Below are 21051 nucleotides of genomic sequence, written 5' to 3' on the forward strand. Positions count from 1 at the left end.
TATGATTAATGCCATTACACCCTTTCAGACCCAGAGTATTCAGGACAGTCAATCTCAGGTCGTTAAAAGCAGTAAACAGAATCAGGAAACTTCATTTTCCGATTTCCTGAATCAATCAATTAATGAAGTGAATTCCATGCAAATCAAATCAGATCAAATGACCGCTGCTTTAGCAGAAGGGAAAAATGTTCAATTGCAGGATGTCATGATTGCTGCTGAAAAGGCGAGTGTAACCATGCTTACAACAATTGAAATCAGAAATAAAGCAGTAGAAGCATATCAGGAAATGATGAGAATGCAAATATAACCTAAATATGTATAAAACTAGCGATGGATGCCGACTTCTACATGCAGCATTCATGTCGACATTATCGGGGGATTTCCAGGAATGAATCAGAAGTTAACGGAATTTAGAAATAAACTAAAACAGGTATGGGCAGAACGCACGAAAGCTCAAAAGGGATTCATTATTGGCGGCGCGGCTGCTTTGGTTCTTTTTATTGCAATAGGTGCTTATCTGTCATCAAACCCCAATCTTGTACCGCTTTATAAGGATTTGTCACCCCAGGAGACGGGGCAAATTAAAGAAACGCTGGATGCTCAAGGAGTTACATCAAAAATTGCTGACAATGGTGCAACAATCATGGTTCCCTCTGAAATGGTTGATACACTAAAAGTTGAGCTTGCTGCAGAAGGCATCCCTAACAGCGGTGTGATTGATTATTCTTTCTTTGGTCAAAATATTGGATTTGGAATGACTGATAATGAATTTGATGTTCTGAAGCTTAAAGCAACCCAAACAGAACTTTCAAATTTAATGAAAGGCATTGAGGGAGTTCATGACGCTAAAGTCATGATTAATCTTCCGAAAGAATCGGTTTTTGTTAATGAAGACAATGGCTCTTCTACCGCTTCGATTGTATTAAACATGAAGCCTGGAATACAGCTTGATCAGACTAAAGTAAATGCTCTTTACCATCTTGTCTCAAAAAGCGTACCAGGTTTATCTACAGATAATATCGTCATCATGGATCAAGATTTTGAGTACTTTGATTTAAAAAGTGATAAAAATATTCCTGTTGTAGAAAATATTTCCACTCAGCATGAATTAAAAACAAATATCGAGAGGGATATTCAGCGTCAAGTTCAAAAAATGCTCGGAACCATGATGGGGCAGGATAAAGTAGTTGTATCTGTTACAGCTGATTTAGACTTTACCCAAGAAAATAGAGAAGAAAACATCGTTGAACCTGTAGACAAGGAAAATATGGAAGGCCTTGCGGTGAGTGTAGAAAGAATTACAGAAACTTATACAGGCGAAGGCGCTCCTGAAGGGGGCGTAACAGGGACTGGTGAAGATGACGTACCCGGATACGAAGCTGTTCAAGGCAGTGGAACAGGTGATTACGAAAAAATCGAAGAACGGATAAATAATGAAGTTAACCGTGTGAAAAAAGAAATCGTCGAGAGTCCATATAAAGTTCGTGATTTAGGAATTCAAGTCATGGTGGAACCACCTGAAGCAGAGGATCCAAATTCTTTATCTGCTGAAAGTGTAAATGACATCGAACAGCTCCTTGGTACGATCATCCGCACATCAATCAATAAAGATGAAACAGAAGAGCCCCTTACAGATGAACAGGTTGAGGAAAAAATCTCCGTTTCTGTACAACCGTTTGCAGGGAAAATGGACATGCTGGAGGAAACAAATACGTCTCTTCCGCTCTGGCTTTATGCAGCAGGTGGAATTCTTTTGCTGATCATTATCATCCTGCTTTTCCTGCTATTCAGAAAAAACCGCAAAGCGGACGAGGAATATGAAGAGGAAGACATTTTTGTACAGGAGAAAATCATAGTACCGGATGTAAACACCGAACATGAAAGCGAAACATCTGTAAGGAAAATGCAATTAGAGAAAATGGCAAGAGAAAAACCAGAAGACTTTGCAAAGCTGCTAAGATCTTGGCTGACGGAAGAATAGGAGGTTTTAAGTGATGGTGAGAAGAGCAAACAATGGAAGACTTACTGGCAAGCAAAAAGCCGCCATTCTTCTGATTTCCCTCGGTCCGGATACAGCTGCATCTGTTTATAAGCATCTATCAGAAGAGGAAATTGAAAAACTGACTCTTGAAATCTCAGGAGTCAGAAAAGTAGATTCTCAAAATAAAGAAGAGATCATTGAAGAGTTTCATCAGATTGCCATGGCTCAGGAATTCATTTCGCAAGGAGGCATCTCTTACGCGAAACAAATCCTGGAAAAAGCTTTGGGATCAGAACGAGCATCAAGCATTATTCACCGGCTGACTTCTTCTTTGCAGGTAAAACCATTTGATTTTGCAAGAAAAGCTGATCCGGCTCAAATATTTAATTTTATTCAGGGGGAGCATCCCCAAACAATCGCTCTAATATTATCTTATTTGGACCCTGTACAATCAGGGCAGATTTTATCAGGCTTGCCGCATGAACAGCAGGCTGACATCGCAAGGCGCATCGCTAAAATGGACCGTACTTCCCCGGAAATTATCAATGAAGTTGAACAGATTCTTGAGCGGAAATTATCATCCACTGTCACGCAGGATTATACACAAACAGGCGGTGTAGAAGCTGTAGTAGAAGTGCTTAATGGTGTAGACCGCAGCACAGAAAAAACGATTCTTGATTCTCTTGAGATTCAGGATCCCGAACTGGCAGAAGAAATAAAGAAGAGAATGTTTGTGTTTGAAGATATCGTGACACTTGACAGCAGGGCGATTCAGCGCGTGATCCGCGATGTGGAGAATGAGGATTTAATGCTTTCATTGAAAGTTGCGAGCGAGGAAGTAAAAGAGGTTGTCTATAAAAATATGTCTAAGAGAATGGTTGAGACATTTAAAGAAGAAATGGAATTTATGGGCCCAGTCAGACTTCGGGATGTTGAAGAAGCTCAATCACGTATTGTTGCTGTTATCCGCAGACTTGAGGATGCAGGCGAAATCGTCATTGCCCGAGGCGGAGGAGATGATATCATTGTCTAAATTGATTAAATCGGCCCATGCCATCCAGCAGGAAGACGCCAAAAAATCAATTTTATTACAGACAACGGACTTCTTTCCTTCTTCAAATGAAATAGAAGACCCAGAACTGTCAATGAAAGCAAACCTCTATTTACAGCAGGCAATGAAAGAAGCCGAGGCTCTTATTCAAAGCGCAAAAGCGGAAGCGGAAAGCATCCGAATTGAAATGGCGGATGTGCAGCAGGAATGGGAAATTGAGCGGGAGCGTCAAAGAGAACAAGCCAGACAAGAAGGGTTCCTTGCTGGACTTGATGCCGGAAAAGAAGAAGGCTTAAGGCAGTACAGTTCTCACCTTGTGGAAGCGCTGAAAATTGTTGAACAATCGAAGGAAGACTATATCAGTAAAATTGTCAGCTCGGAAGAAACGATTGTGAATCTTGCTGTCAAACTAGCCGAAAAACTGATATTTATAAAATTGGAAGAACATCCTGATTGGTTTTTGGAGCTAGTTAAAAAAGCTTTACACGAAGTTCGGGAGTATCCGGAAATTAAAATTTTTGTCCATCCTGTTCAGTATGGACTTGTACTGAAACAGAAAAATGAATTAGAGAATATGCTTATGTCTAAATCAGAATTGTATATCTTTCCTGATGAAGCTCTGCCTGAAGGCAGCTGTCAGATTGAATCTCCTTTCGGAAAGATTGATGCTGGAATCGATGCACAGCTCAAGCAGCTGAAGCAGCAAATGCTCGAATTGATTGGAGAGGAATGAGAACTTTTTGAAAGCCCGGGATTTGATTTCGAAAATAGAAACTCTGGACTCATATAAGAGATATGGCAAAGTGAACAAAGTCATTGGACTGATGATTGAGTCTCGAGGTCCGGAAAGTTCAATCGGAGATTTATGCTATATCCATGCAGGTTCAAAGAAAGAACAAAGAATTCCTGCTGAAGTGGTGGGATTCAAAGGAGAAAATGTTCTATTGATGCCTTTTGAACATCTATCACAAATTTCACCGGGCAGTATTGTTGAAGCAACAAAGGATTCTTTGAAAATAAAAGCAGGTTCCGGTTTGATCGGGCAGGTTGTAGATGCTTATGGCCATCCTCTGAATCAGTCTCCATTGCCAAAGGGATTAACTCCAATATCTGCTGAACAAAGCCCCCCAAACCCAATGAAAAGACCTCCCATACATGAACCGATGGAAGTAGGCGTTCGCGTGATTGACAGCCTGCTGACTGTGGGGAAAGGTCAGCGTGTAGGCATATTTGCAGGAAGCGGCGTGGGTAAAAGTACACTAATGGGCATGATTGCAAGAAATACGAAAGCAGACCTGAATGTAATCGCTCTAATAGGAGAGCGAGGGCGCGAAGTCCGGGAATTTATTGAAAAGGATCTGGGAGAAGAAGGGCTGAAACGTTCAATTGTGGTAGTTGCGACCTCAGATCAGCCAGCTTTAATGAGAATGAAAGCTTCCTATACCGCAACAGCCATCGCTGAATATTTTCGTGATAAAGGCATGAATGTCATGTTCATGATGGATTCGGTGACAAGGGTTGCCATGGCTCAGAGAGAAATAGGGCTTGCAGTAGGTGAGCCTCCAACAACAAAAGGCTATACACCAAGTGTTTTTGCTGTATTACCAAAGCTTTTAGAGCGGACAGGGACAAATGAAAAAGGAACCATCACTGCGTTTTATACCGTGCTGGTTGATGGTGATGATATGAATGAGCCGATTGCGGATACTGTGCGGGGAATACTCGATGGGCACATAGTGCTTGACCGGGGTTTAGCTAACAAGGGCCAGTTTCCTGCCGTCAATGTATTAAAAAGCATAAGCAGAGTCATGAATCAAATTGTGTCGGAACCTCAGAAAAAGAACGCGGCAAAACTAAGAGAATACCTGGCCACTTATATGAACTCTGAAGACTTGATAAATATTGGCGCATACAAAAGAGGTTCTAACAGAGAAATTGATGACGCCATCCGGTTTTATCCAAAGATTCTTTCATTTTTAAAACAGAATGTGCACGATAAAATCACGTTTGAAGAGAGTGCGGCTTCATTAGAACGATTGATTGAAAAAGGTGAGAATGGGTGAAATATACATACCGGTTTCAAAAGGTGCTCGAATTAAAAGAAAATGAAAAAGAAAAGTCTCTTGAAGACTATAACCGCTCTGTTACTGAGTTTGAAAATGCAGCAGAAAAGCTGTATGACTGTCTCAAGAAAAAAGAAGTGCTTGAAGAGAGAACAGCAAGAGAGCTGAACACGGGCATGCATGTTCAGGAAATCCGCCATTTTCAGCAGTTTGTAGCAAACTTAGAAAAAACGATCACTCATTATCAGAGGCTTGTGGTCATTACCCGGGACAACATGCAAGAAAAACAGCTTGAGCTTACGGAAAAAAATATCGAAGTAAAGAAATATGAAAAAATGAAAGAAAAGCATTATGAAGTACATCTCGAACACGTGAAAGCGTCAGAATCAAAGTTTATGGATGATCTCTCGATTCAAGCCTTTGCACTTCGGGGGAATTAGGTGAAAAATACTGTGAAAAACAATGAGAATGATTCAAGCAAGCTTCAATGGACGTTATTTGTAATTGTTATTCCCGTCCTTTTTACGGTCACTTTCATTACGGTTATTCTAACAGTCGCAGGCGTTGATGTGGCCGGGAAAATGAAAGAAGCAATCTCGCATATACCAGGAACAGCAGATCTTACGAGTGTTGAAGAGAAAAATAACAGCGAAAATACAAATATCGCTCCTTCAGCAGAGCTTAAGGAAGAAAATGAACGTCAGAAAACCACCATTGAAAAACAGCAGCAGGAAATCTCGGCTTTGGAAAATGAAGCGGACCTTAAAGTGAGAGAAATAGAGCAGCTCAGCCAAGAAGTTAAGTCTCTTAAAGAACAGCTTCAGGCATCTGACAACAAAGAAAAAGAAGGCAAAGACATTGCCAAACTTTATGAAAAGATGTCAAGCAAAAAAGCGGCTGAAATCATTCCTTTTCTATCAGATGAAGAGGCATTAAAGATATTAACGTCTATTAACGACGATCAGGTCATTGCAGTCATGGAAAAAATGCCAGCGGAAGATGCTGCGCGATATACAAAGATGCTTGCGGATTCCTAACCCGGGATAAAGGGTCTGAGAGGGGGTGAAAATATGAAAATTCCATTTTCTGTATTTAACGTTGCACCACTTATGCAAAACAGCACTGAAAAAAGCCGAAATTCAGTTTCTTTTCAAATGTTCTTAAATCAAGTTCCGATTGAAACCGGAAAAGAAAATTCTTTTACAGCCGAAACGGAAGGATTGCCTGAAGCGGAAAATATAGAAGTTGAATTTCAGAACCTTGAAGACGGTATAGTGAAAGCCCTGCAGGAAATTCCGATAGAAGAAGGTTTTTTTAGAGAAACTCCTATCGCCAATGAGAAAGTCAATGAATTATTGATCTTAGGAAATGAGGTTGAAATAAAAGCTGTAAAAAGAATTCTCAGTAAAGCTGTATCAATAGAAGGAATTCTTTCTCAGCTCTCTGATCAACCTGAAACAGTGAAAATAATATCTTTAATGGCTGGAGTCATTCAGCTGCCTGACACAGATCAAAAAAAACAGATTGAAGCTCAAGTCAGTCATTATATATCACAAAAATACCCAGAACATGGTGAAAACAAAACCCTCTTTGAAAAAGCTGTTCCAATTTTATTGAATCGTCAAGATGAAGAAATGAACATCAATCAGACAGCAGATTCTAGAAAATTGCTTGAGTATAATTCAGCAGTAGTTAAAGAAACACAATTAATCAATGAAGCTGTATCCTTACTAAACGGTGTAATAACTCAGGCTATAAATAAGAGAGAAAACTCCAGCGAACAAATCAAGAATGTTGAATCAGTTTCTGATTCAAAATCAGTTGTTGATTTTTTATATGATGTTCAAAAGCTGATAAATAGATTAAATAAAGAAAATGAATTCATAGCTAATAAAACTGGTGATTTCCCCCGGGTAAGCAAGTTCGAAACCATTTCGCGAAGTTTTTATGATAACAAGTCAGTTTTAAAAGAGGAACGATTTCAAACAATGATAGCTGCAGTTCAGGAAGCAATGAGCGATTGGATGAAGGGTGCAAGTCCAAACTCTGCCACAGGATTTCCAGATGGAATGATAACTTTGGATGCTGAAAAATTTGTGTCCTTAATAAGCGGGAAATTATCTAAGGATCAATTATCAGGTGACAGATTGAGATTGTCTGCAAAGATTTCATCTGCCATAAAGCCGCTTGAGGCATATATGTCTGAAATGAGTTCGAAAGAAGCTGCACAGACTTCTCAGATGCTTGAATTATTAAAATCCTTTACTAAACTGATTCACTTTAATGGGATGACAGATATTGGCCAAAACAGAGAAACAGCAGAAATCAGAACAAAGTACACACAAGTGATACATCAATTGAATCAGCCGGCATTAACACTTTCTATTCCTTCATTGAAAGGCATACTGGTTTCAATCAAGAATGCTGAAAATATTCACCATCTACAAGCGCAGCTGTCAAAACAGTTATTGATGGAAATGCCAAACAGTACAGGAAGCAAAATGGATAAGACACCGGAAAGCAATGAAATGACTGGAGCCTTCTTAAAAATAGACAGCGGGACTTCTGAAACTCCTATAAAAGCGATAATGCAGAAAGCAGCAGGCCAGATAGCGAATGGCCAAGGCAGCTTGCTGCATAGCGATATAAAAACAGACAGTCAGATTAATAAGCAAAATCAATTCACCAGCCAAGATATCTTTCCTGCAGCACATAGTGAAGAACCTGATCAAATGAATCCTGCTGCTAGCGAACTTCCCATGTCAAAGGATCACGATATAGCTGTAAATGATTTTAGAAATAATCGCTTAAGCAATCAAACGTCAATCGAAAATATCCTGCAATCCGATTTATTGAAACTGAATAATGATACCCCATCTGTAAAAGAAAAAACGGTCCATTCCAGTAATCAACTTATGTTAAGTCAATTGACAGATGTCTTTAAAAGGTCGAAAACGAGATTTCTATCCAGCGGTTTTTCACAAATGACAATCAGGCTTTCTCCTGAACATTTAGGAATGCTTACTGTTAAGCTTCAACAGCAGAATGGTGAAATGACAGCTAAAATTATTACTTCCACAAAGTCCGCTAAAGAACTTGTTGAACAAAGCATTCATCAATTGAAGCAGGCACTGCCTTCATTAAATATTCAAGTTGACAGGTTTGAAGTTTACGGAGAGCAAATGGAGACATCGTTTAATCGAAGGCAGGAAGAAAATAATCATAATCGCTATGAACGAGACGGTGAAAAGGAGGAAACTGAAAACGAAGATGAAAAAGATTCCTTTAAGGCTCACTTAAATATGCTGACTTAAAAAGGAGGTTTCTTATGACACAAAACACGATTGACACAGGGCTGCTTTTATCATCTGTGACCGCTGAAAGATCTGGCGGCAAATCAAATCTCGGCAAAGATGATTTTTTAAAGATTCTGATTGCCCAGCTGCAAAATCAGGATCCTTTAAACCCGATGGAGGATAAAGAATTTATTTCACAAATGGCAAGCTTCTCATCGCTTGAGCAAATGACAAACATGAATACACAGCTAAGCAACTTTATACAGGTTCAAGTAAATGATGGAATCTTAAAATATTCAGAAATGATTGGCAAACAAGTCGAATGGAACACAGAAGACGGGGCAGTGGAAAAAGGCACAGTTAAATCCATTAAACAATCCGGGACAGATATTATCCTTGAAATGCAAAACGGGAAAGAGATACCGAGTGCTTTGATTACAAAAGTAACAGCTCAGAATGATGCAAGCTAAATCTTTCAATGAAAATCAGTCATTTAAATAAGCATCCCCTGTCTTTAATACCAATAACAACTGAAGTAAAAACAAGTCACAAGCCAACTTTTCAGGAACTGCTTCATGATGAGCATTCACCTATTAAAATAAGCAAACATGCCAAACAAAGAATGTCTGATCGGGGAATTGTGGTAGAAGAACATCAATGGAGCAAAATGAAAGTAAAATTGTCTGAAGCAAGATCTAAAGGTGTTAACGATTCGCTGGTTTTATTAGAACAGGCTGCATTCATCGTAAACGTTAAAAACAGCATCGTAATTACAGCAATGAACCGAAAAGAAGCAAACGATCAAATTTTCACAAATATTAACGGAACCATCATCTTAAATTAAACGGGCTGGACCTTTAAAGGAAGCCTTTGCTGCGGAACGAGCGAAGCAGCAAATAAAATAGATTCAATAGGGAGAGAAAAAATATGTTGCGTTCAATGTACTCAGGTGTCAGCGGTATGAAAAATTTCCAGACAAAGCTTGATGTGATCGGAAATAACATCGCAAACGTTAATACATACGGTTTTAAGAAAGGCCGTGTCACATATAAAGATCTAATCAATCAGCAGATTGCCGGCGCAAGTGCCGCTACCGGAAATACAAGCGGTATGAATGCCAAACAGGTTGGACTAGGTTCAGCACTGAGTTCTATTGATACGATTCACACAGCAGGGTCTAATCAGACAACAGGAAGAACACTTGACCTTGCTTTGGCGGGAGATGGATTTTTTGTAGTTGGGACGATTAAAGCACCTGGATCAGTTAATGAAGATACTCAAACGGCAAAAGGCGACAATAAAATAATTGGACCAATTGATAATGCGATGGATCTTAGCTATACACGTTCAGGGAATTTCTATTTAGATGACAAGGGTTATTTAGTAACTTCAGATGGTTATTACTTAGTGGGAGAAACTGGAAATAAAAATCCGGCAAATTCTACATGGAATAATCAGCTGAGCGGCGCTGCAGGTCTTATCCAAATTCCTCTTGATGCAAAAAGCTTTAATATCGGACCAGATGGAAAAGTCAGCTTTGTAGACGCTGGAGGAAATTTAAACACAGCCGGTCAAATCAGAGTTGCCAATTTTGCAAACGAAGGCGGTCTTGAAAAAGTTGGAGGAAATTTATACAAAGAATCCAGTAATTCAGGAACCGTGAATAATAACGGCACTGCAGGTATACAAATTGACGAACTTTCAGTCCCTGGCCAAGACGGCTCAGCCACAATCATGGCCGGAATGCTTGAAATGTCAAACGTGGACCTTGCAGATGAATTCACAGAAATGATTGTGGCTCAGCGCGGTTTCCAGTCCAATACAAAAATTATTACGACTTCTGATGAAATTTTACAGGAACTAATGAATTTAAAACGTTAAGTTAGGGGGCAGGGGGCTCATAACTATTTATGACCCCCGCAGCATTTGATTTTATTAACTCGTTTAAACGGAAAGCCTTTTACATTAAATGCGATTTACATAGAGCAGGTCGAGTCTTTTCCGGACACAACTATCACGCTGACTAGCGGCAAAAAGTTTGTTGTAAAAGAATCAGAAGCCGACGTTTCGTTATTAACCCGCAATTTTTATAAGGAAATTCATCTATTACATGCATCAGGCCCGCAGGAGGTGGATGATCATGAATAAAAAATTATTAACCATCATGCTTGTCATCGTTACATCTATTACGTTAATAGGTGTAACAGCATTAGTTATCGTAACAAATTTTATGGATACGGCTGAAGCTAAAGACAAAGAGCCATCCATCGATGAAGTCATCGAATATTCCTTTGATCTTCCGGAAATCACAACAAACCTTGAAAGTGACAACATTGTCCGTTTGTCATTCAAATTAGAAACGGACAGCAAGAAAGCGAAAGAAGAGCTTGAAAAAAGAGAATTTCAAATAAGAGACATTATCATTTCAGAGCTGTCTAATATTTCCGCTGAAGAATTGGATGGAAAAGACGGCATGAATTCATTTAAAGAAACGGTGAAAAAGCATGCAAACGAATTAATGCAAAAAGGCAAAATTCAGAAGGTCTACACAACCTCCTATATCATTCAATAATTTGGCATAAATCCCATGCGCAGGAGGTGTGAATGCATGTCAACTGAAATACTGTCTCAAAATGAAATCGATGCTTTGCTTTCTGCAATCTCGTCAGGTGAAATGGATGCTGATGAATTAAAAAAAGAAGAGACCGAGCGAAAAGTGAAAGTTTACGATTTTAAAAGGGCACTCAGGTTTTCAAAAGATCAAATTAGAAGTTTAACACGGATACATGAGAATTTTGCAAGGCTGCTAACTACCTATTTTTCAGCTCAGCTGAGAACTTATGTGCAAATCAGCGTTGGATCTGTAGATCAGCTCCCTTATGAAGAGTTTATCCGCTCGATTCCAAAGATGACAGTGCTTAATGTATTTGAAGTACGTCCTTTAAATGGGCGGATTTTAATGGAAGTCAATCCGAATATTGCTTATGCCATGATGGACAGACTGATGGGCGGTCTTGGAACGGGATTAAGCAAATCGGATCAATTAACGGAAATTGAAAGCAGAATTATGTCAAACCTGTTTGAAAAATCACTTGATAATTACAAAGAGGCATGGAGTTCCATCTATGATATAAACCCGGTCATGAACAATCTGGAAGTCAATCCGCAGTTCCTGCAGATGGTTTCCCCGAATGAAACGGTGGTTGTCATATCGCTGAATACACAGATCGGTGAAATCAGCGGCATGATAAATCTCTGTATTCCTCATGTCATTTTAGAGCCGATTATTCCTCGTCTGAGTGTTCACTTTTGGATGCAGTCGGAAAGAAAAGAACCGAAGCCAAATGAAGTTGAAGCTTTGGAGAGGAAAATTCATTCAGCAGAACTTAAAATTACTGCAGAACTGGGAATATCAGAGATCACGATTCAAGAATTTTTAGACATTCAAGCAGGAGATGTTATACAGCTGGAAACAGCCATTGATCAGCCTTTGGTTATTAAAATTGGGGATAAACCTAAATTTTATGGTCAGCCGGGTAAACTAAAAAGAAAAGCTGCAGTGCAAGTAATCGGCCATTATCAGAGGGGGCGCGAAGAAGGTGAGTAATGGGATGTTATCTCAGGATGAAATTGATGCTCTTTTAAAGGGTACAGATTCAAATGATGCAGAAGAATTTACGATAGAGACAAAAGATTATTTAGATGATATGGAAAAAGATGCAATTGGAGAAATTGGCAATATTTCGTTTGGCAGTTCTGCAACTGCGCTTTCTACCTTGCTTCAGCAAAAAGTGGAAATTACAACTCCAACTGTTTCGGTTGTTCAAAGGCAAAGAATATCTGATGAGTTTCCACATCCTTATGTTGCGATAGAAGTGAATTATACTGAAGGATTTATAGGAAGTAATTTACTGGTCATTAAGCAAAGTGATGCAGCAATTATCGCGGACTTAATGATAGGCGGCAACGGGGAGATAAACGATTCATCATTGGATGACATCATGATCAGTGCTGTTCAGGAAGCAATGAATCAAATGATGGGCTCAGCCGCAACTTCAATGTCTACGATTTTCAACAAAAAAGTAGATATCTCTCCTCCATCTATAGAGCTTTTAGATATAAAAGAAGGAGAAGGAACAGGAGCATTTCCAAAAGAAGATCTATTTTTAAAAGTTGCGTTCAGGCTCAAAGTGGGACTTTTGATAGATTCTGAGATTATGCAGCTGCTGCCTCTGCAATTTGGAAAAGATCTTGTTGAAGAGCTGATGAACCCACAGCAGCAAGCAGCGACAGTTGAAGCTATAGAAAAAGAAGTTCGGCCAGACCCCGCACCTGCACCTGCTTATTCAGAAAAACAGCGCAGTAATGCGGCTCACCCTGCTCAACCGGTTCAGCAAAGAATAGAGAGACCTCCAGTTGATGTTAAGCCGGCAGAATTTTCTTCTTTCGAATCTGTTCCAATGTATCAAAGTGAAATGAAAAATCTTGATATGCTGCTGGATATCCCGCTTCAGGTAACGGTTGAACTTGGCCGCACGAAGCGTTCAGTGAAAGAAATCCTGGAATTATCATCCGGTTCCATTATTGAATTGGATAAACTGGCAGGCGAACCAGTTGATATTCTAATCAACAATAAAATCGTCGCTCAAGGGGAAGTCGTAGTAATAGAAGAGAATTTCGGCGTGCGGGTGACGGATATATTAAGTCAGTCTGAGCGTTTAAATAAATTAAAGTAATCAATCATGGGAGTGACTGGAATGGCACATAAAATAATGATCGTGGACGATGCAGCATTTATGAGAATGATGATTAAAGATATCTTAACAAAAAATGGATTTGATGTCGTAGCAGAAGCAGCTGACGGTGCACAAGCCGTAGAGAAATATAAAGAGCATTTTCCGGATTTAATCACAATGGATATCACAATGCCGGAGATGGATGGCATTACCGCCCTTAAAGAAATAAAAAAAATCAACGCTCACGCTAAAGTCATCATGTGTTCTGCAATGGGACAGCAGGCTATGGTTATTGATGCGATTCAAGCGGGTGCAAAAGATTTTATCGTGAAGCCCTTTCAGGCAGACAGAGTGCTTGAAGCTATAAATAAAACATTAAGCTAAAAGGAGTCTTTCCACTTGCAAGTGAAAATAAAATGGATACCAATAGCTGTGATTCTTCTAATCTTCCTGCATCCGCTTAGTCATTCCGCAGTTCATGCGGAGCAGGGGGCTGAATCTGTGGCAGACTGGGTCGGGTCAGATGAAAAAAAGACTGACGGCAAGAGTGAAAAAAACAGCGGGACATCGGATGCAGAATACCAGGCTGCTGACACATCTGTAACAGCATGGGATTTCATTAAGATGATCCTGGCAACTGCATTTATCCTAGTTTTGATTTACATACTTTTGAAATTTGTGAGTAAACGAAACAAATTCACTTCTTCTTCAAAGTTTATTGAAAACCTTGGCGGGACAAATGTCGGACAAAATCGGTCGATTCAATTAATAAAAGTAGGGAAAAAAATCCTTGTAGTAGGTGTCTCAGATTCTGTTCAGCTGTTAAAAGAGATTGACGATGAAGATGAATACAGGGAAATTACAGAAGAGCATCAGCAGAGGTTTGCTGCTGCAATCGACACAAAAGACTGGCTTAAAAACGTGTCAGCACCGTTGTTCCGTCATAAAAATAATGGGATGGCGGATGGACAATCATTTTCCTTTAAAGAACAGCTTGAACAATTAAAAAAAGAAAGACGAAGCAGCTTGGAGGATTTAGCTGGAAAGGATGACACAAAATGAATGAATTTGTGGAAATTTTCAGCAATAGTGATGCAGAAAATGTCAGCACGTCCATCAAGCTGCTGCTGCTGCTGACTGTCCTTTCTCTAGCACCAAGCATCTTAATCTTAATGACATGTTTTACAAGAATCATTATTGTCCTGTCATTTGTCAGAACGTCGCTTGCTACGCAGCAGATGCCGCCGAACCAGGTTCTGATCGGGATTGCCTTGTTTCTGACATTTTTCATTATGGCCCCGACTTTTTCAGAGATAAATAAGCAGGCTCTGACGCCACTATTTAATGAAGAAATCGGCCTCGAGGAAGCTTATGAGAAAGCTGCTTTTCCCTTGAAGGAATTTATGAGCAAGCATACAAGGCAAAAGGATTTAGCTTTGTTTCTTGAATACGCAAAGATGGACAAGCCTGAATCTGTAGCAGATATTCCTCTTACAGCACTTGTCCCTGCGTTTGCCATCAGTGAAATAAAAACGGCTTTTCAAATAGGTTTTATGATCTTTATCCCATTCTTAGTCATCGACATGGTCGTTGCAAGTATTTTGATGTCAATGGGAATGATGATGCTGCCGCCTGTGATGATCTCACTGCCATTTAAAATTCTGCTGTTTGTCCTTGTAGATGGATGGTATTTGGTCGTGAAATCACTTCTTCAAAGTTTCTGAGTAGGAGATTAAATAAATGAGTTCAGAATTTGTCATTTCGATTGCTGAAAAGGCGATTTATACAACGTTGATCATATGCGGTCCTCTATTGGCGATCGCCCTGATCATTGGATTAGTTGTCAGTGTTTTTCAGGCAACAACCCAAATTCAGGAGCAGACGCTTGCGTTCGTTCCTAAAATTGTGGGAGTGCTGATCGGGCTCGTCTTTTTCGGCCCTTGGATGCTGTCGATCATCATCTCGTATGCACAGGATATTTTCGGCAATCTTAATAGATTTGTAGGTTAAAGCATGTATGTAATTGAAAATTTTCCGGCATTTTTGCTTATATTTGCGAGAGTGAGTGCCTTTTTTGTCACACTGCCGCTCTTTTCATATCGCACAATTCCGTCCGCGCATAAAATCGGTATTTCTTTTTTTCTATCTCTTATTGTATTTACTGCAATAAACCCGGAACCGTTGGAACTTAGCGGAGCATTTATTCTCCTTGCAGTAAAAGAAGTCATGATCGGACTTTTCATCGGTTTTTCTGCCTATCTTATGATGGCTGCTGTTCAACTGGCAGGAAGCTTGATTGATTTTCAAATGGGTTTTGCCATTGCTAATATTATCGATCCGCAAACAGGAGCGCAAAGTCCGCTTATTGGTCAATTCCTGAATATATTAGCCTTGCTTTTCATGCTGAGTGTAAACGCCCATCATCTGTTGCTGGACGGTGTTTTTTACAGTTTCCAATACATTCCGCTTGAGGGTTCTGCTTTTCCTTTTGGAGATGGGAATATCGCCAAAATGATCACCAAATCGTTTAGCTCGATGTTTTTGATCGCTTTTCAAATGTCCTTTCCTATAGTGGCATCGCTGTTCCTCGTGGATCTTGCACTTGGAATTGTTGCACGCACAGTGCCTCAGCTGAACATTTTTGTTGTAGGACTGCCGCTGAAAATTGGCGTGAGCTTTATTATGCTCATATTGGTAATGGGAACGATGTTTATGCTCATCAAGGATGTGTTTAGTACGATGATTTATACGATGCGGAGTTTAATGGAATTAATCGGAGGAGCATGAAATGGAATTTCTTAAACTTGATCTGCAGTTCTTCTCAGGTGAAAAAACAGAAAAGGCTACACCGCGAAAACGTGATGATGTCAGAAAAAAAGGACAGGTTGCAAAAAGTGCAGATGTAAATACGGCAATCAGTCTGCTGGCCATTTTTTTATCTTTGCTGTTTATCGGGCCTTTCATGTTTGAACGGATCATGACAATGATGAATGCGTCTTTGCAGGAGACGATTTTAATGAATCTGACAGAAAAAAATGTTCATGAGCTGATGGTTGAAATGGTCATTGAATCAGCCTATATAAGTGCTCCCGTTATGGGAGTTGCATTAGTTGCAGGAATCGCAGGAAACTACATGCAGGTCGGTTTTTTATTTTCAACGGAAGCTATACAGATGAAGCTTGAGAAAATTAATCCAATTCAAGGCTTCAAACGAATTTACTCTCTGAGGGCGATTGTTGAACTGCTTAAATCAATATTGAAAATATCTTTTGTCGGAGCTGTAACCTTTTCTGTCATCTGGTTTCAGATGGCGGAAATTCTGTCTCTTTCAAAATTATCAGTAGAAAAAGCATTCATCTTCATTGCAAAACTAACCTTCCAAATGGGTTTGTTCGCTTCCATTGCTCTATTGTTTCTCTCGCTGCTTGACTATTTTTATCAAAAATTCGATTTTGAAAAGAACATCCGCATGTCAAAGCAGGATCTTAAAGATGAATATAAAAAGTCAGAGGGAGATCCTTTAATAAAATCCCGCATAAAACAAAAGCAAAGAGAAATGGCTGCAAGGCGCATGATGCAGGAAGTGCCGAATGCAGATGTGGTCATTACAAATCCAACGCACTTTGCTATCGCCTTAAAATATGACGAAGACAAAATGGATGCACCGTTCGTTGTCGCTAAAGGAGTCGATTTTGTTGCTCAAAAAATCAAAGAGACGGCAAAAGCAAATGAAGTGACAATGGTTGAAAATCGGCCTTTAGCTAGAGCGCTTTACGATCAAGTTGAAATCGGAAAAGCGGTGCCTGAAGAGTTTTTTAAAGCCATTGCAGAAATATTGGCTTATGTCTATCAGCTGAAAAATAAGATGTAAAGTTTTATAGGATATTGCTTCTGTTTGAAAGAGAGGTTAACCATGCAAGCTCGAGATTTATCTGTTTTATTAAGTGTAATATTGATTGTTGCAATGCTGATTATCCCGTTTCCAACATGGCTGCTGAGCCTCTTGATCATGATGAATATTACCCTTGCCCTGCTCGTTCTTTTAACTTCAATGAATATGAGGGAGCCGCTTGATTTTGCCATTTTTCCATCCTTATTGCTGCTGCTTACTCTTTTTCGTCTTGGGTTGAATGTTTCTACTACACGTGCAATTCTCTCTCATGGAGAAGCAGGCGGTGTAGTTGAAACGTTTGGAACGTTCGTAGTAGGCGGAAATGTATTAGTGGGATTTGTTGTCTTTCTTATCCTGATTATCATTCAGTTTGTGGTTATCACAAAAGGATCAGAAAGGGTGTCTGAAGTTGCGGCAAGATTTACTCTTGATGCGATGCCCGGAAAACAGATGAGCATTGATGCTGATTTAAATGCAGGCGTCATTTCTGAGCAGCAGGCCCGGACACGCCGTGAAAAAGTGTCCAGAGAAGCAGATTTCTACGGTGCCATGGATGGAGCGAGCAAGTTTGTAAAGGGAGATGCGATTGCTGGGATCATCATTGTGATTATCAATATGATTTTTGGAATCATTATTGGAATGATGCAGCTTGGCATGGGTTTTGGAGATGCTGCTGCTCACTTTACAATGCTTACAGTTGGTGACGGTATTGTCAGTCAAATACCTGCCCTGCTTATTTCAACCGCAACCGGCATCGTTGTGACACGAGCTGCTTCTGACGGCAATTTAGGTACAGATATTACAAGTCAATTGTTTGCTTATCCGAAAATGATGTATGTCGCAGCGGGAACGATACTCCTGCTCGGAATTTTCACACCGATTGGTTTATTTGTTACAGTGCCGATTGCGTCTGCATTTGGTTTCGGAGGCTATTTTATTTCTAAATCAAATCAGGATCAGCTTAAATTGGAAGAAGAAGTGGAAGAGGAAGTTGAGATTGATGAAATGAAAACACCTGAGAGTGTCGTACAGCTGCTGAATGTGGATCCCATTGAATTTGAATTTGGTTATGGTCTGATTCCGCTTGCGGACACGAATCAGGGAGGTGATCTGCTTGACCGGATCGTGATGATCAGGAGGCAGCTTGCAATTGAACTTGGACTTGTTATTCCAGTTGTGCGAATACGTGACAACATCCAGCTTCAGCCCAACGAATACAGGCTGAAGCTAAAAGGAAATGAAGTCGCAAAAGGGGAGGTTCTTCTGGATCATTATTTGGCAATGGCTCCTGGAATTGAAGATGATTCCATTGATGGGATTGATACAATCGAGCCTGCGTTTGGGCTTCCGGCTAAATGGATTAATGAAGAAAACAAGGATGCGGCTGAAATGTTCGGCTATACCGTCGTTGATCCTCCGTCAGTTGTATCAACGCATATTACTGAAACGATAAAACAGCATGCACATGAGCTTCTTGGGCGTCAGGAGACGAAACAGCTTATTGACCATTTGAAAGAGTCCTATCCGATTCTCTCAGAAGAGGTCACACCATCTCCGCTTTCAATCGGTGACATTCAAAAAGTGCTTGCAAAGCTATTAAAAGAGAAAGTGTCGATTCGGAATTTGCCGGTGATTTTTGAATCTTTGGCTGATTATGGAAAAATGACGTCAGATACAGAATTATTGGGAGAATACGTCAGACAGGCATTAGCAAAACAAATTACAAGCCAGTATTCATCTGGTGAAACCCTAAAAGTAGTGACTCTTTCAGGAAGGGTCGAAAAAGCTGTTGCAGAAGGTGTGCAGCAAACAGAGCATGGAAATTACCTGTCAATTGAACCGGACATCTCACAAGCTATTATTGAATCTATTGCAAAAGAGATCGAACAATTAGCCTTGCAGGAGCAGTCGCCGATCCTTCTGTGTTCGCCAGCTGTAAGGATGTATGTAAGACAATTAATAGACCGCTATTTTCCTCAGCTGCCTGTGCTCTCCTATAATGAGCTTGAGGCCAATGTGGAAGTTCAAAGTGTCGGGGTGGTGAATATCGCATGAAAGTAAAGAAATATATAGCTCCGAATATGCAGGAAGCGATGAAAAAAATCAAAAGTGAACTCGGTCATGATGCCGTGATTCTAAACTCAAAGGTCGTTCATACCGGTGGAATCTTTGGTCTTTTTACGAAAAAAAAGATAGAAGTGATTGCCGGGCACGATCCGGATCCGCTGATTCATAAAAACCATTTGAAAACCGGATATGTACAAGATGAGCCTGCAGAGAAAGCGGCATATGAGATGAATCATGAGCATTCCCTGATGTCAGAGGTTCTTGAACTGAAAAAACTAGTCAAATCCATAAATATGAATGAACAGCAAAAGAATCTTCCGCCTCAGCTGATAAAGCTCAATCAATTTCTTCAAGAAAAAGAAATAGGTTCTGAAGGCAGAAATGACATCCTTTCAACCTTCATGGGTGACCCGGAAGAGCCATCACCATCTGAATTACATGCAGAAGCAGTTAAGGTAATAGAGAAAAAGATGGGACACCTGTCGTTTGGAGGAATCTCTTATCAAAAAAAATATATAAATGTTGTCGGTCCAACAGGGGTCGGAAAAACAACTACACTTGCAAAGCTCGCAGCTGAAAGTATGCTTGAAAATCAAAAGAAAATTGCCTTTATCACAACGGATACATACAGAATTGCAGCAATCGAACAGATCAAAACGTACGCCAAAATATTTAATGCACCGGTTGAGGTCTGTTATTCACTTGAAGACTTTCAGAACGCTAAAGAAAAATTCAAAGAAATGGATATGGTTTTTATTGATACTGCCGGAAGAAATTTCAGGAACCGGCAGCTTGTATCAGATTTAGAAAAGCTGATTGATTTTACCGAAGAAGTGGAAACATTCCTCGTGCTTTCAGTTACTTCTAAATTAACTGACATGCTTGAAATCTATGAGAATTTCTCTTCCATTCAAATTGATAAGATTATCTTTACAAAGCTTGATGAAACGAATTCAAGGGGAGCGATGTATGATTTTATCCTGTCTGCTGAAAAAGGTGCTGCTTATATGACGAACGGTCAGAACGTTCCGGATGATATCTTGACGGCTACCGCAAGACTGACAGCGAAAGAGATTTTGAGGTAATGGATCAGGCAGAGCAGTTAAGGCAGCATTTACAGCAATTGAATCAGCAACTGAATAAGAATGAGGCTAAATCCATTGCGGTCATCAGCGGAAAAGGCGGAGTCGGCAAATCAAATTTCACCATTAATTTCGCTGTCAGGTTAGCAGAAAAGGGAAAACGTGTGCTTGTTATTGATCTGGATATTGGATATGGGAACATTGACATTCTTATTGGGCAATCCAGCTCTTCAACAATCTTAGATTTTTTTAATCTGAAAAAGGAGCTGGAAGAACTGATACATTCAGGTCCCGGAGGATTTGATTATATATGCGGGGGAACAGGATTGTCTTATTTATTCAAAATGGAAAAACCTCAGTTCGATTCTTTCTCGGCTAAGCTTGAAGCGCTGTTTAACAGATACGATTACATCATTTTTGATATGGGTGCCGGTATGACAGAGGAAAGCTTGAAATTTGTTTTGTCAGCTGATGAGCTGTTTATCCTTACAACACCTGAACCAACTTCAATTACGGATGCCTATTCAGCCATCAAGCAAATAAGCATGCATGATAAAAGCATCCCGATTTCCATTGTAGTAAACAGGGCTGATCATGCAAAAGCTGCACATCAGACATCTTTGAGGATGCAGGCTGCAATTGAACAGTTTCTAGGTATGAATTCGTCATATGCAGGATGGATGCCGGATGATGGTTTTGTTTCACAGGCTGTAACCAGACAGATGCCATTTACTATACTATTTCCCAAAAGCGCCGCAAGCAGGGCGCTGCATGAGATTGCTGCTTCTTTTTTGGACCGGGGGAAAAAGGATTCGGAAATTCAGCCAAAACCTGCTTCGTTTCTCTTAAAAATGTCGCAATTCTTCAGAGGAGGCAGATAATA

General features: G+C 40.0%; 24 protein-coding genes. All 24 read left to right on the forward strand.

The annotated features are described in order from the left end of the window. The first annotated feature begins 1 nt into the window (after position 1). The 24 genes from fliE to ABEQ24_RS05310 all read left to right on the forward strand — a co-directional run bounded on the left by fliE (position 2) and on the right by ABEQ24_RS05310 (position 21049). On the forward strand, positions 2 to 307 hold the full coding sequence (gene fliE / locus ABEQ24_RS05195) for a flagellar hook-basal body complex protein FliE (protein ID WP_430005776.1): 306 nt from the start codon (positions 2 to 4) through the stop codon (positions 305 to 307). Between the two features lie 81 nt (positions 308 to 388). Further along, positions 389 to 1981 (forward strand): flagellar basal-body MS-ring/collar protein FliF, encoded by a 1593-nt coding sequence (fliF, locus tag ABEQ24_RS05200; RefSeq protein WP_430005777.1) that lies wholly within the window; start codon positions 389 to 391, stop codon positions 1979 to 1981. A gap of 13 nt (positions 1982 to 1994) precedes the next feature. Then, positions 1995 to 3014, forward strand: coding sequence for a flagellar motor switch protein FliG (gene fliG, locus ABEQ24_RS05205; protein ID WP_430005778.1), 1020 nt, complete (start codon positions 1995 to 1997; stop codon positions 3012 to 3014). Next, entirely contained in the window at positions 3007 to 3765 is a 759-nt protein-coding gene (fliH, locus tag ABEQ24_RS05210; protein ID WP_430005779.1) for a flagellar assembly protein FliH, read from the forward strand. Before fliG ends, fliH begins: the two co-directional genes overlap by 8 nt. Positions 3766 to 3772: 7 nt before the next feature. Further along, the gene (fliI, locus tag ABEQ24_RS05215) at positions 3773 to 5095 is read left to right on the forward strand and encodes a flagellar protein export ATPase FliI (protein WP_430005780.1); all 1323 of its coding nucleotides are present in this window, start codon (positions 3773 to 3775) and stop codon (positions 5093 to 5095) included. Further along, complete coding sequence (gene fliJ, locus ABEQ24_RS05220) at positions 5092 to 5535, forward strand: flagellar export protein FliJ (RefSeq protein ID WP_430005781.1); 444 nt, start codon at positions 5092 to 5094, stop codon at positions 5533 to 5535. Before fliI ends, fliJ begins: the two co-directional genes overlap by 4 nt. Further along, positions 5536 to 6132: a MotE family protein gene (locus ABEQ24_RS05225; protein ID WP_430005782.1), complete on the forward strand. Its 597-nt coding sequence runs from the start codon at positions 5536 to 5538 to the stop codon at positions 6130 to 6132. 33 nt (positions 6133 to 6165) lie between these two features. Then, a complete protein-coding gene (locus tag ABEQ24_RS05230; RefSeq protein ID WP_430005783.1) occupies positions 6166 to 8409 on the forward strand; it encodes a flagellar hook-length control protein FliK in 2244 nt (747 codons plus the stop codon). A gap of 14 nt (positions 8410 to 8423) precedes the next feature. Next, positions 8424 to 8861 (forward strand): flagellar hook assembly protein FlgD, encoded by a 438-nt coding sequence (gene flgD, locus ABEQ24_RS05235; RefSeq protein WP_430005784.1) that lies wholly within the window; start codon positions 8424 to 8426, stop codon positions 8859 to 8861. Positions 8862 to 8869: 8 nt separating this feature from the next. Further along, on the forward strand, positions 8870 to 9235 hold the full coding sequence (locus tag ABEQ24_RS05240) for a TIGR02530 family flagellar biosynthesis protein (RefSeq protein ID WP_430005785.1): 366 nt from the start codon (positions 8870 to 8872) through the stop codon (positions 9233 to 9235). An 83-nt stretch (positions 9236 to 9318) separates the two neighbouring features. After that, entirely contained in the window at positions 9319 to 10272 is a 954-nt protein-coding gene (gene flgG, locus ABEQ24_RS05245) for a flagellar basal body rod protein FlgG (protein WP_430005786.1), read from the forward strand. A gap of 45 nt (positions 10273 to 10317) precedes the next feature. Continuing rightward, positions 10318 to 10539, forward strand: a complete 222-nt coding sequence (locus tag ABEQ24_RS05250; protein ID WP_430005787.1) for a flagellar FlbD family protein — start codon at positions 10318 to 10320, stop codon at positions 10537 to 10539. Then, on the forward strand, positions 10532 to 10963 hold the full coding sequence (fliL, locus tag ABEQ24_RS05255; RefSeq protein ID WP_430005788.1) for a flagellar basal body-associated protein FliL: 432 nt from the start codon (positions 10532 to 10534) through the stop codon (positions 10961 to 10963). Before ABEQ24_RS05250 ends, fliL begins: the two co-directional genes overlap by 8 nt. A 36-nt stretch (positions 10964 to 10999) precedes the next feature. Further along, positions 11000 to 11998: a flagellar motor switch protein FliM gene (gene fliM / locus ABEQ24_RS05260; RefSeq protein WP_430005789.1), complete on the forward strand. Its 999-nt coding sequence runs from the start codon at positions 11000 to 11002 to the stop codon at positions 11996 to 11998. Positions 11999 to 12002: 4 nt separating this feature from the next. Beyond that, the gene (fliY, locus tag ABEQ24_RS05265) at positions 12003 to 13127 is read left to right on the forward strand and encodes a flagellar motor switch phosphatase FliY (protein WP_430005984.1); all 1125 of its coding nucleotides are present in this window, start codon (positions 12003 to 12005) and stop codon (positions 13125 to 13127) included. 21 nt (positions 13128 to 13148) lie between these two features. After that, entirely contained in the window at positions 13149 to 13511 is a 363-nt protein-coding gene (locus ABEQ24_RS05270; protein ID WP_070877260.1) for a response regulator, read from the forward strand. A gap of 21 nt (positions 13512 to 13532) precedes the next feature. Continuing rightward, positions 13533 to 14189, forward strand: a complete 657-nt coding sequence (gene fliO, locus ABEQ24_RS05275) for a flagellar biosynthetic protein FliO (protein WP_430005985.1) — start codon at positions 13533 to 13535, stop codon at positions 14187 to 14189. Beyond that, positions 14186 to 14851, forward strand: a complete 666-nt coding sequence (fliP, locus tag ABEQ24_RS05280) for a flagellar type III secretion system pore protein FliP (RefSeq protein WP_430005790.1) — start codon at positions 14186 to 14188, stop codon at positions 14849 to 14851. The genes fliO and fliP overlap by 4 nt, the downstream gene beginning before the upstream one ends. 16 nt (positions 14852 to 14867) lie before the next feature. Beyond that, on the forward strand, positions 14868 to 15137 hold the full coding sequence (gene fliQ, locus ABEQ24_RS05285) for a flagellar biosynthesis protein FliQ (RefSeq protein ID WP_430005791.1): 270 nt from the start codon (positions 14868 to 14870) through the stop codon (positions 15135 to 15137). A 3-nt stretch (positions 15138 to 15140) separates the two neighbouring features. Beyond that, positions 15141 to 15914: a flagellar biosynthetic protein FliR gene (gene fliR / locus ABEQ24_RS05290; RefSeq protein WP_430005792.1), complete on the forward strand. Its 774-nt coding sequence runs from the start codon at positions 15141 to 15143 to the stop codon at positions 15912 to 15914. A gap of 1 nt (position 15915) precedes the next feature. Continuing rightward, entirely contained in the window at positions 15916 to 16998 is a 1083-nt protein-coding gene (gene flhB / locus ABEQ24_RS05295; protein WP_430005793.1) for a flagellar biosynthesis protein FlhB, read from the forward strand. Between the two features lie 42 nt (positions 16999 to 17040). Continuing rightward, the gene (flhA, locus tag ABEQ24_RS05300; RefSeq protein ID WP_430005794.1) at positions 17041 to 19074 is read left to right on the forward strand and encodes a flagellar biosynthesis protein FlhA; all 2034 of its coding nucleotides are present in this window, start codon (positions 17041 to 17043) and stop codon (positions 19072 to 19074) included. Next, positions 19071 to 20171: a flagellar biosynthesis protein FlhF gene (flhF, locus tag ABEQ24_RS05305; protein WP_430005795.1), complete on the forward strand. Its 1101-nt coding sequence runs from the start codon at positions 19071 to 19073 to the stop codon at positions 20169 to 20171. Before flhA ends, flhF begins: the two co-directional genes overlap by 4 nt. Beyond that, positions 20171 to 21049, forward strand: coding sequence for a MinD/ParA family protein (locus ABEQ24_RS05310; protein ID WP_430005796.1), 879 nt, complete (start codon positions 20171 to 20173; stop codon positions 21047 to 21049). The genes flhF and ABEQ24_RS05310 overlap by 1 nt, the downstream gene beginning before the upstream one ends. Positions 21050 to 21051 lie beyond the last annotated feature (2 nt).

It is taken from the genome of Metabacillus idriensis (genome assembly GCF_050483325.1).
GTDB lineage: Bacteria > Bacillota > Bacilli > Bacillales > Bacillaceae > Bacillus_P > Bacillus_P idriensis_A.

Coding starts and splice junctions, on each gene's coding strand:
- fliE (WP_430005776.1), top strand. CDS start 2: ATGATTAATGCCATTACACCCTTTCAGACCCAGAGTATTCAGGACAGT.
- fliF (WP_430005777.1), top strand. CDS start 389: ATGAATCAGAAGTTAACGGAATTTAGAAATAAACTAAAACAGGTATGG.
- fliG (WP_430005778.1), top strand. CDS start 1,995: ATGGTGAGAAGAGCAAACAATGGAAGACTTACTGGCAAGCAAAAAGCC.
- ABEQ24_RS05230 (WP_430005783.1), top strand. CDS start 6,166: ATGAAAATTCCATTTTCTGTATTTAACGTTGCACCACTTATGCAAAAC.
- flgD (WP_430005784.1), top strand. CDS start 8,424: ATGACACAAAACACGATTGACACAGGGCTGCTTTTATCATCTGTGACC.
- ABEQ24_RS05240 (WP_430005785.1), top strand. CDS start 8,870: ATGAAAATCAGTCATTTAAATAAGCATCCCCTGTCTTTAATACCAATA.
- flgG (WP_430005786.1), top strand. CDS start 9,319: ATGTTGCGTTCAATGTACTCAGGTGTCAGCGGTATGAAAAATTTCCAG.
- fliL (WP_430005788.1), top strand. CDS start 10,532: ATGAATAAAAAATTATTAACCATCATGCTTGTCATCGTTACATCTATT.
- fliM (WP_430005789.1), top strand. CDS start 11,000: ATGTCAACTGAAATACTGTCTCAAAATGAAATCGATGCTTTGCTTTCT.
- fliY (WP_430005984.1), top strand. CDS start 12,003: ATGTTATCTCAGGATGAAATTGATGCTCTTTTAAAGGGTACAGATTCA.
- ABEQ24_RS05270 (WP_070877260.1), top strand. CDS start 13,149: ATGGCACATAAAATAATGATCGTGGACGATGCAGCATTTATGAGAATG.
- fliP (WP_430005790.1), top strand. CDS start 14,186: ATGAATGAATTTGTGGAAATTTTCAGCAATAGTGATGCAGAAAATGTC.
- fliQ (WP_430005791.1), top strand. CDS start 14,868: ATGAGTTCAGAATTTGTCATTTCGATTGCTGAAAAGGCGATTTATACA.
- fliR (WP_430005792.1), top strand. CDS start 15,141: ATGTATGTAATTGAAAATTTTCCGGCATTTTTGCTTATATTTGCGAGA.
- flhB (WP_430005793.1), top strand. CDS start 15,916: ATGGAATTTCTTAAACTTGATCTGCAGTTCTTCTCAGGTGAAAAAACA.
- flhA (WP_430005794.1), top strand. CDS start 17,041: ATGCAAGCTCGAGATTTATCTGTTTTATTAAGTGTAATATTGATTGTT.
- flhF (WP_430005795.1), top strand. CDS start 19,071: ATGAAAGTAAAGAAATATATAGCTCCGAATATGCAGGAAGCGATGAAA.
- ABEQ24_RS05310 (WP_430005796.1), top strand. CDS start 20,171: ATGGATCAGGCAGAGCAGTTAAGGCAGCATTTACAGCAATTGAATCAG.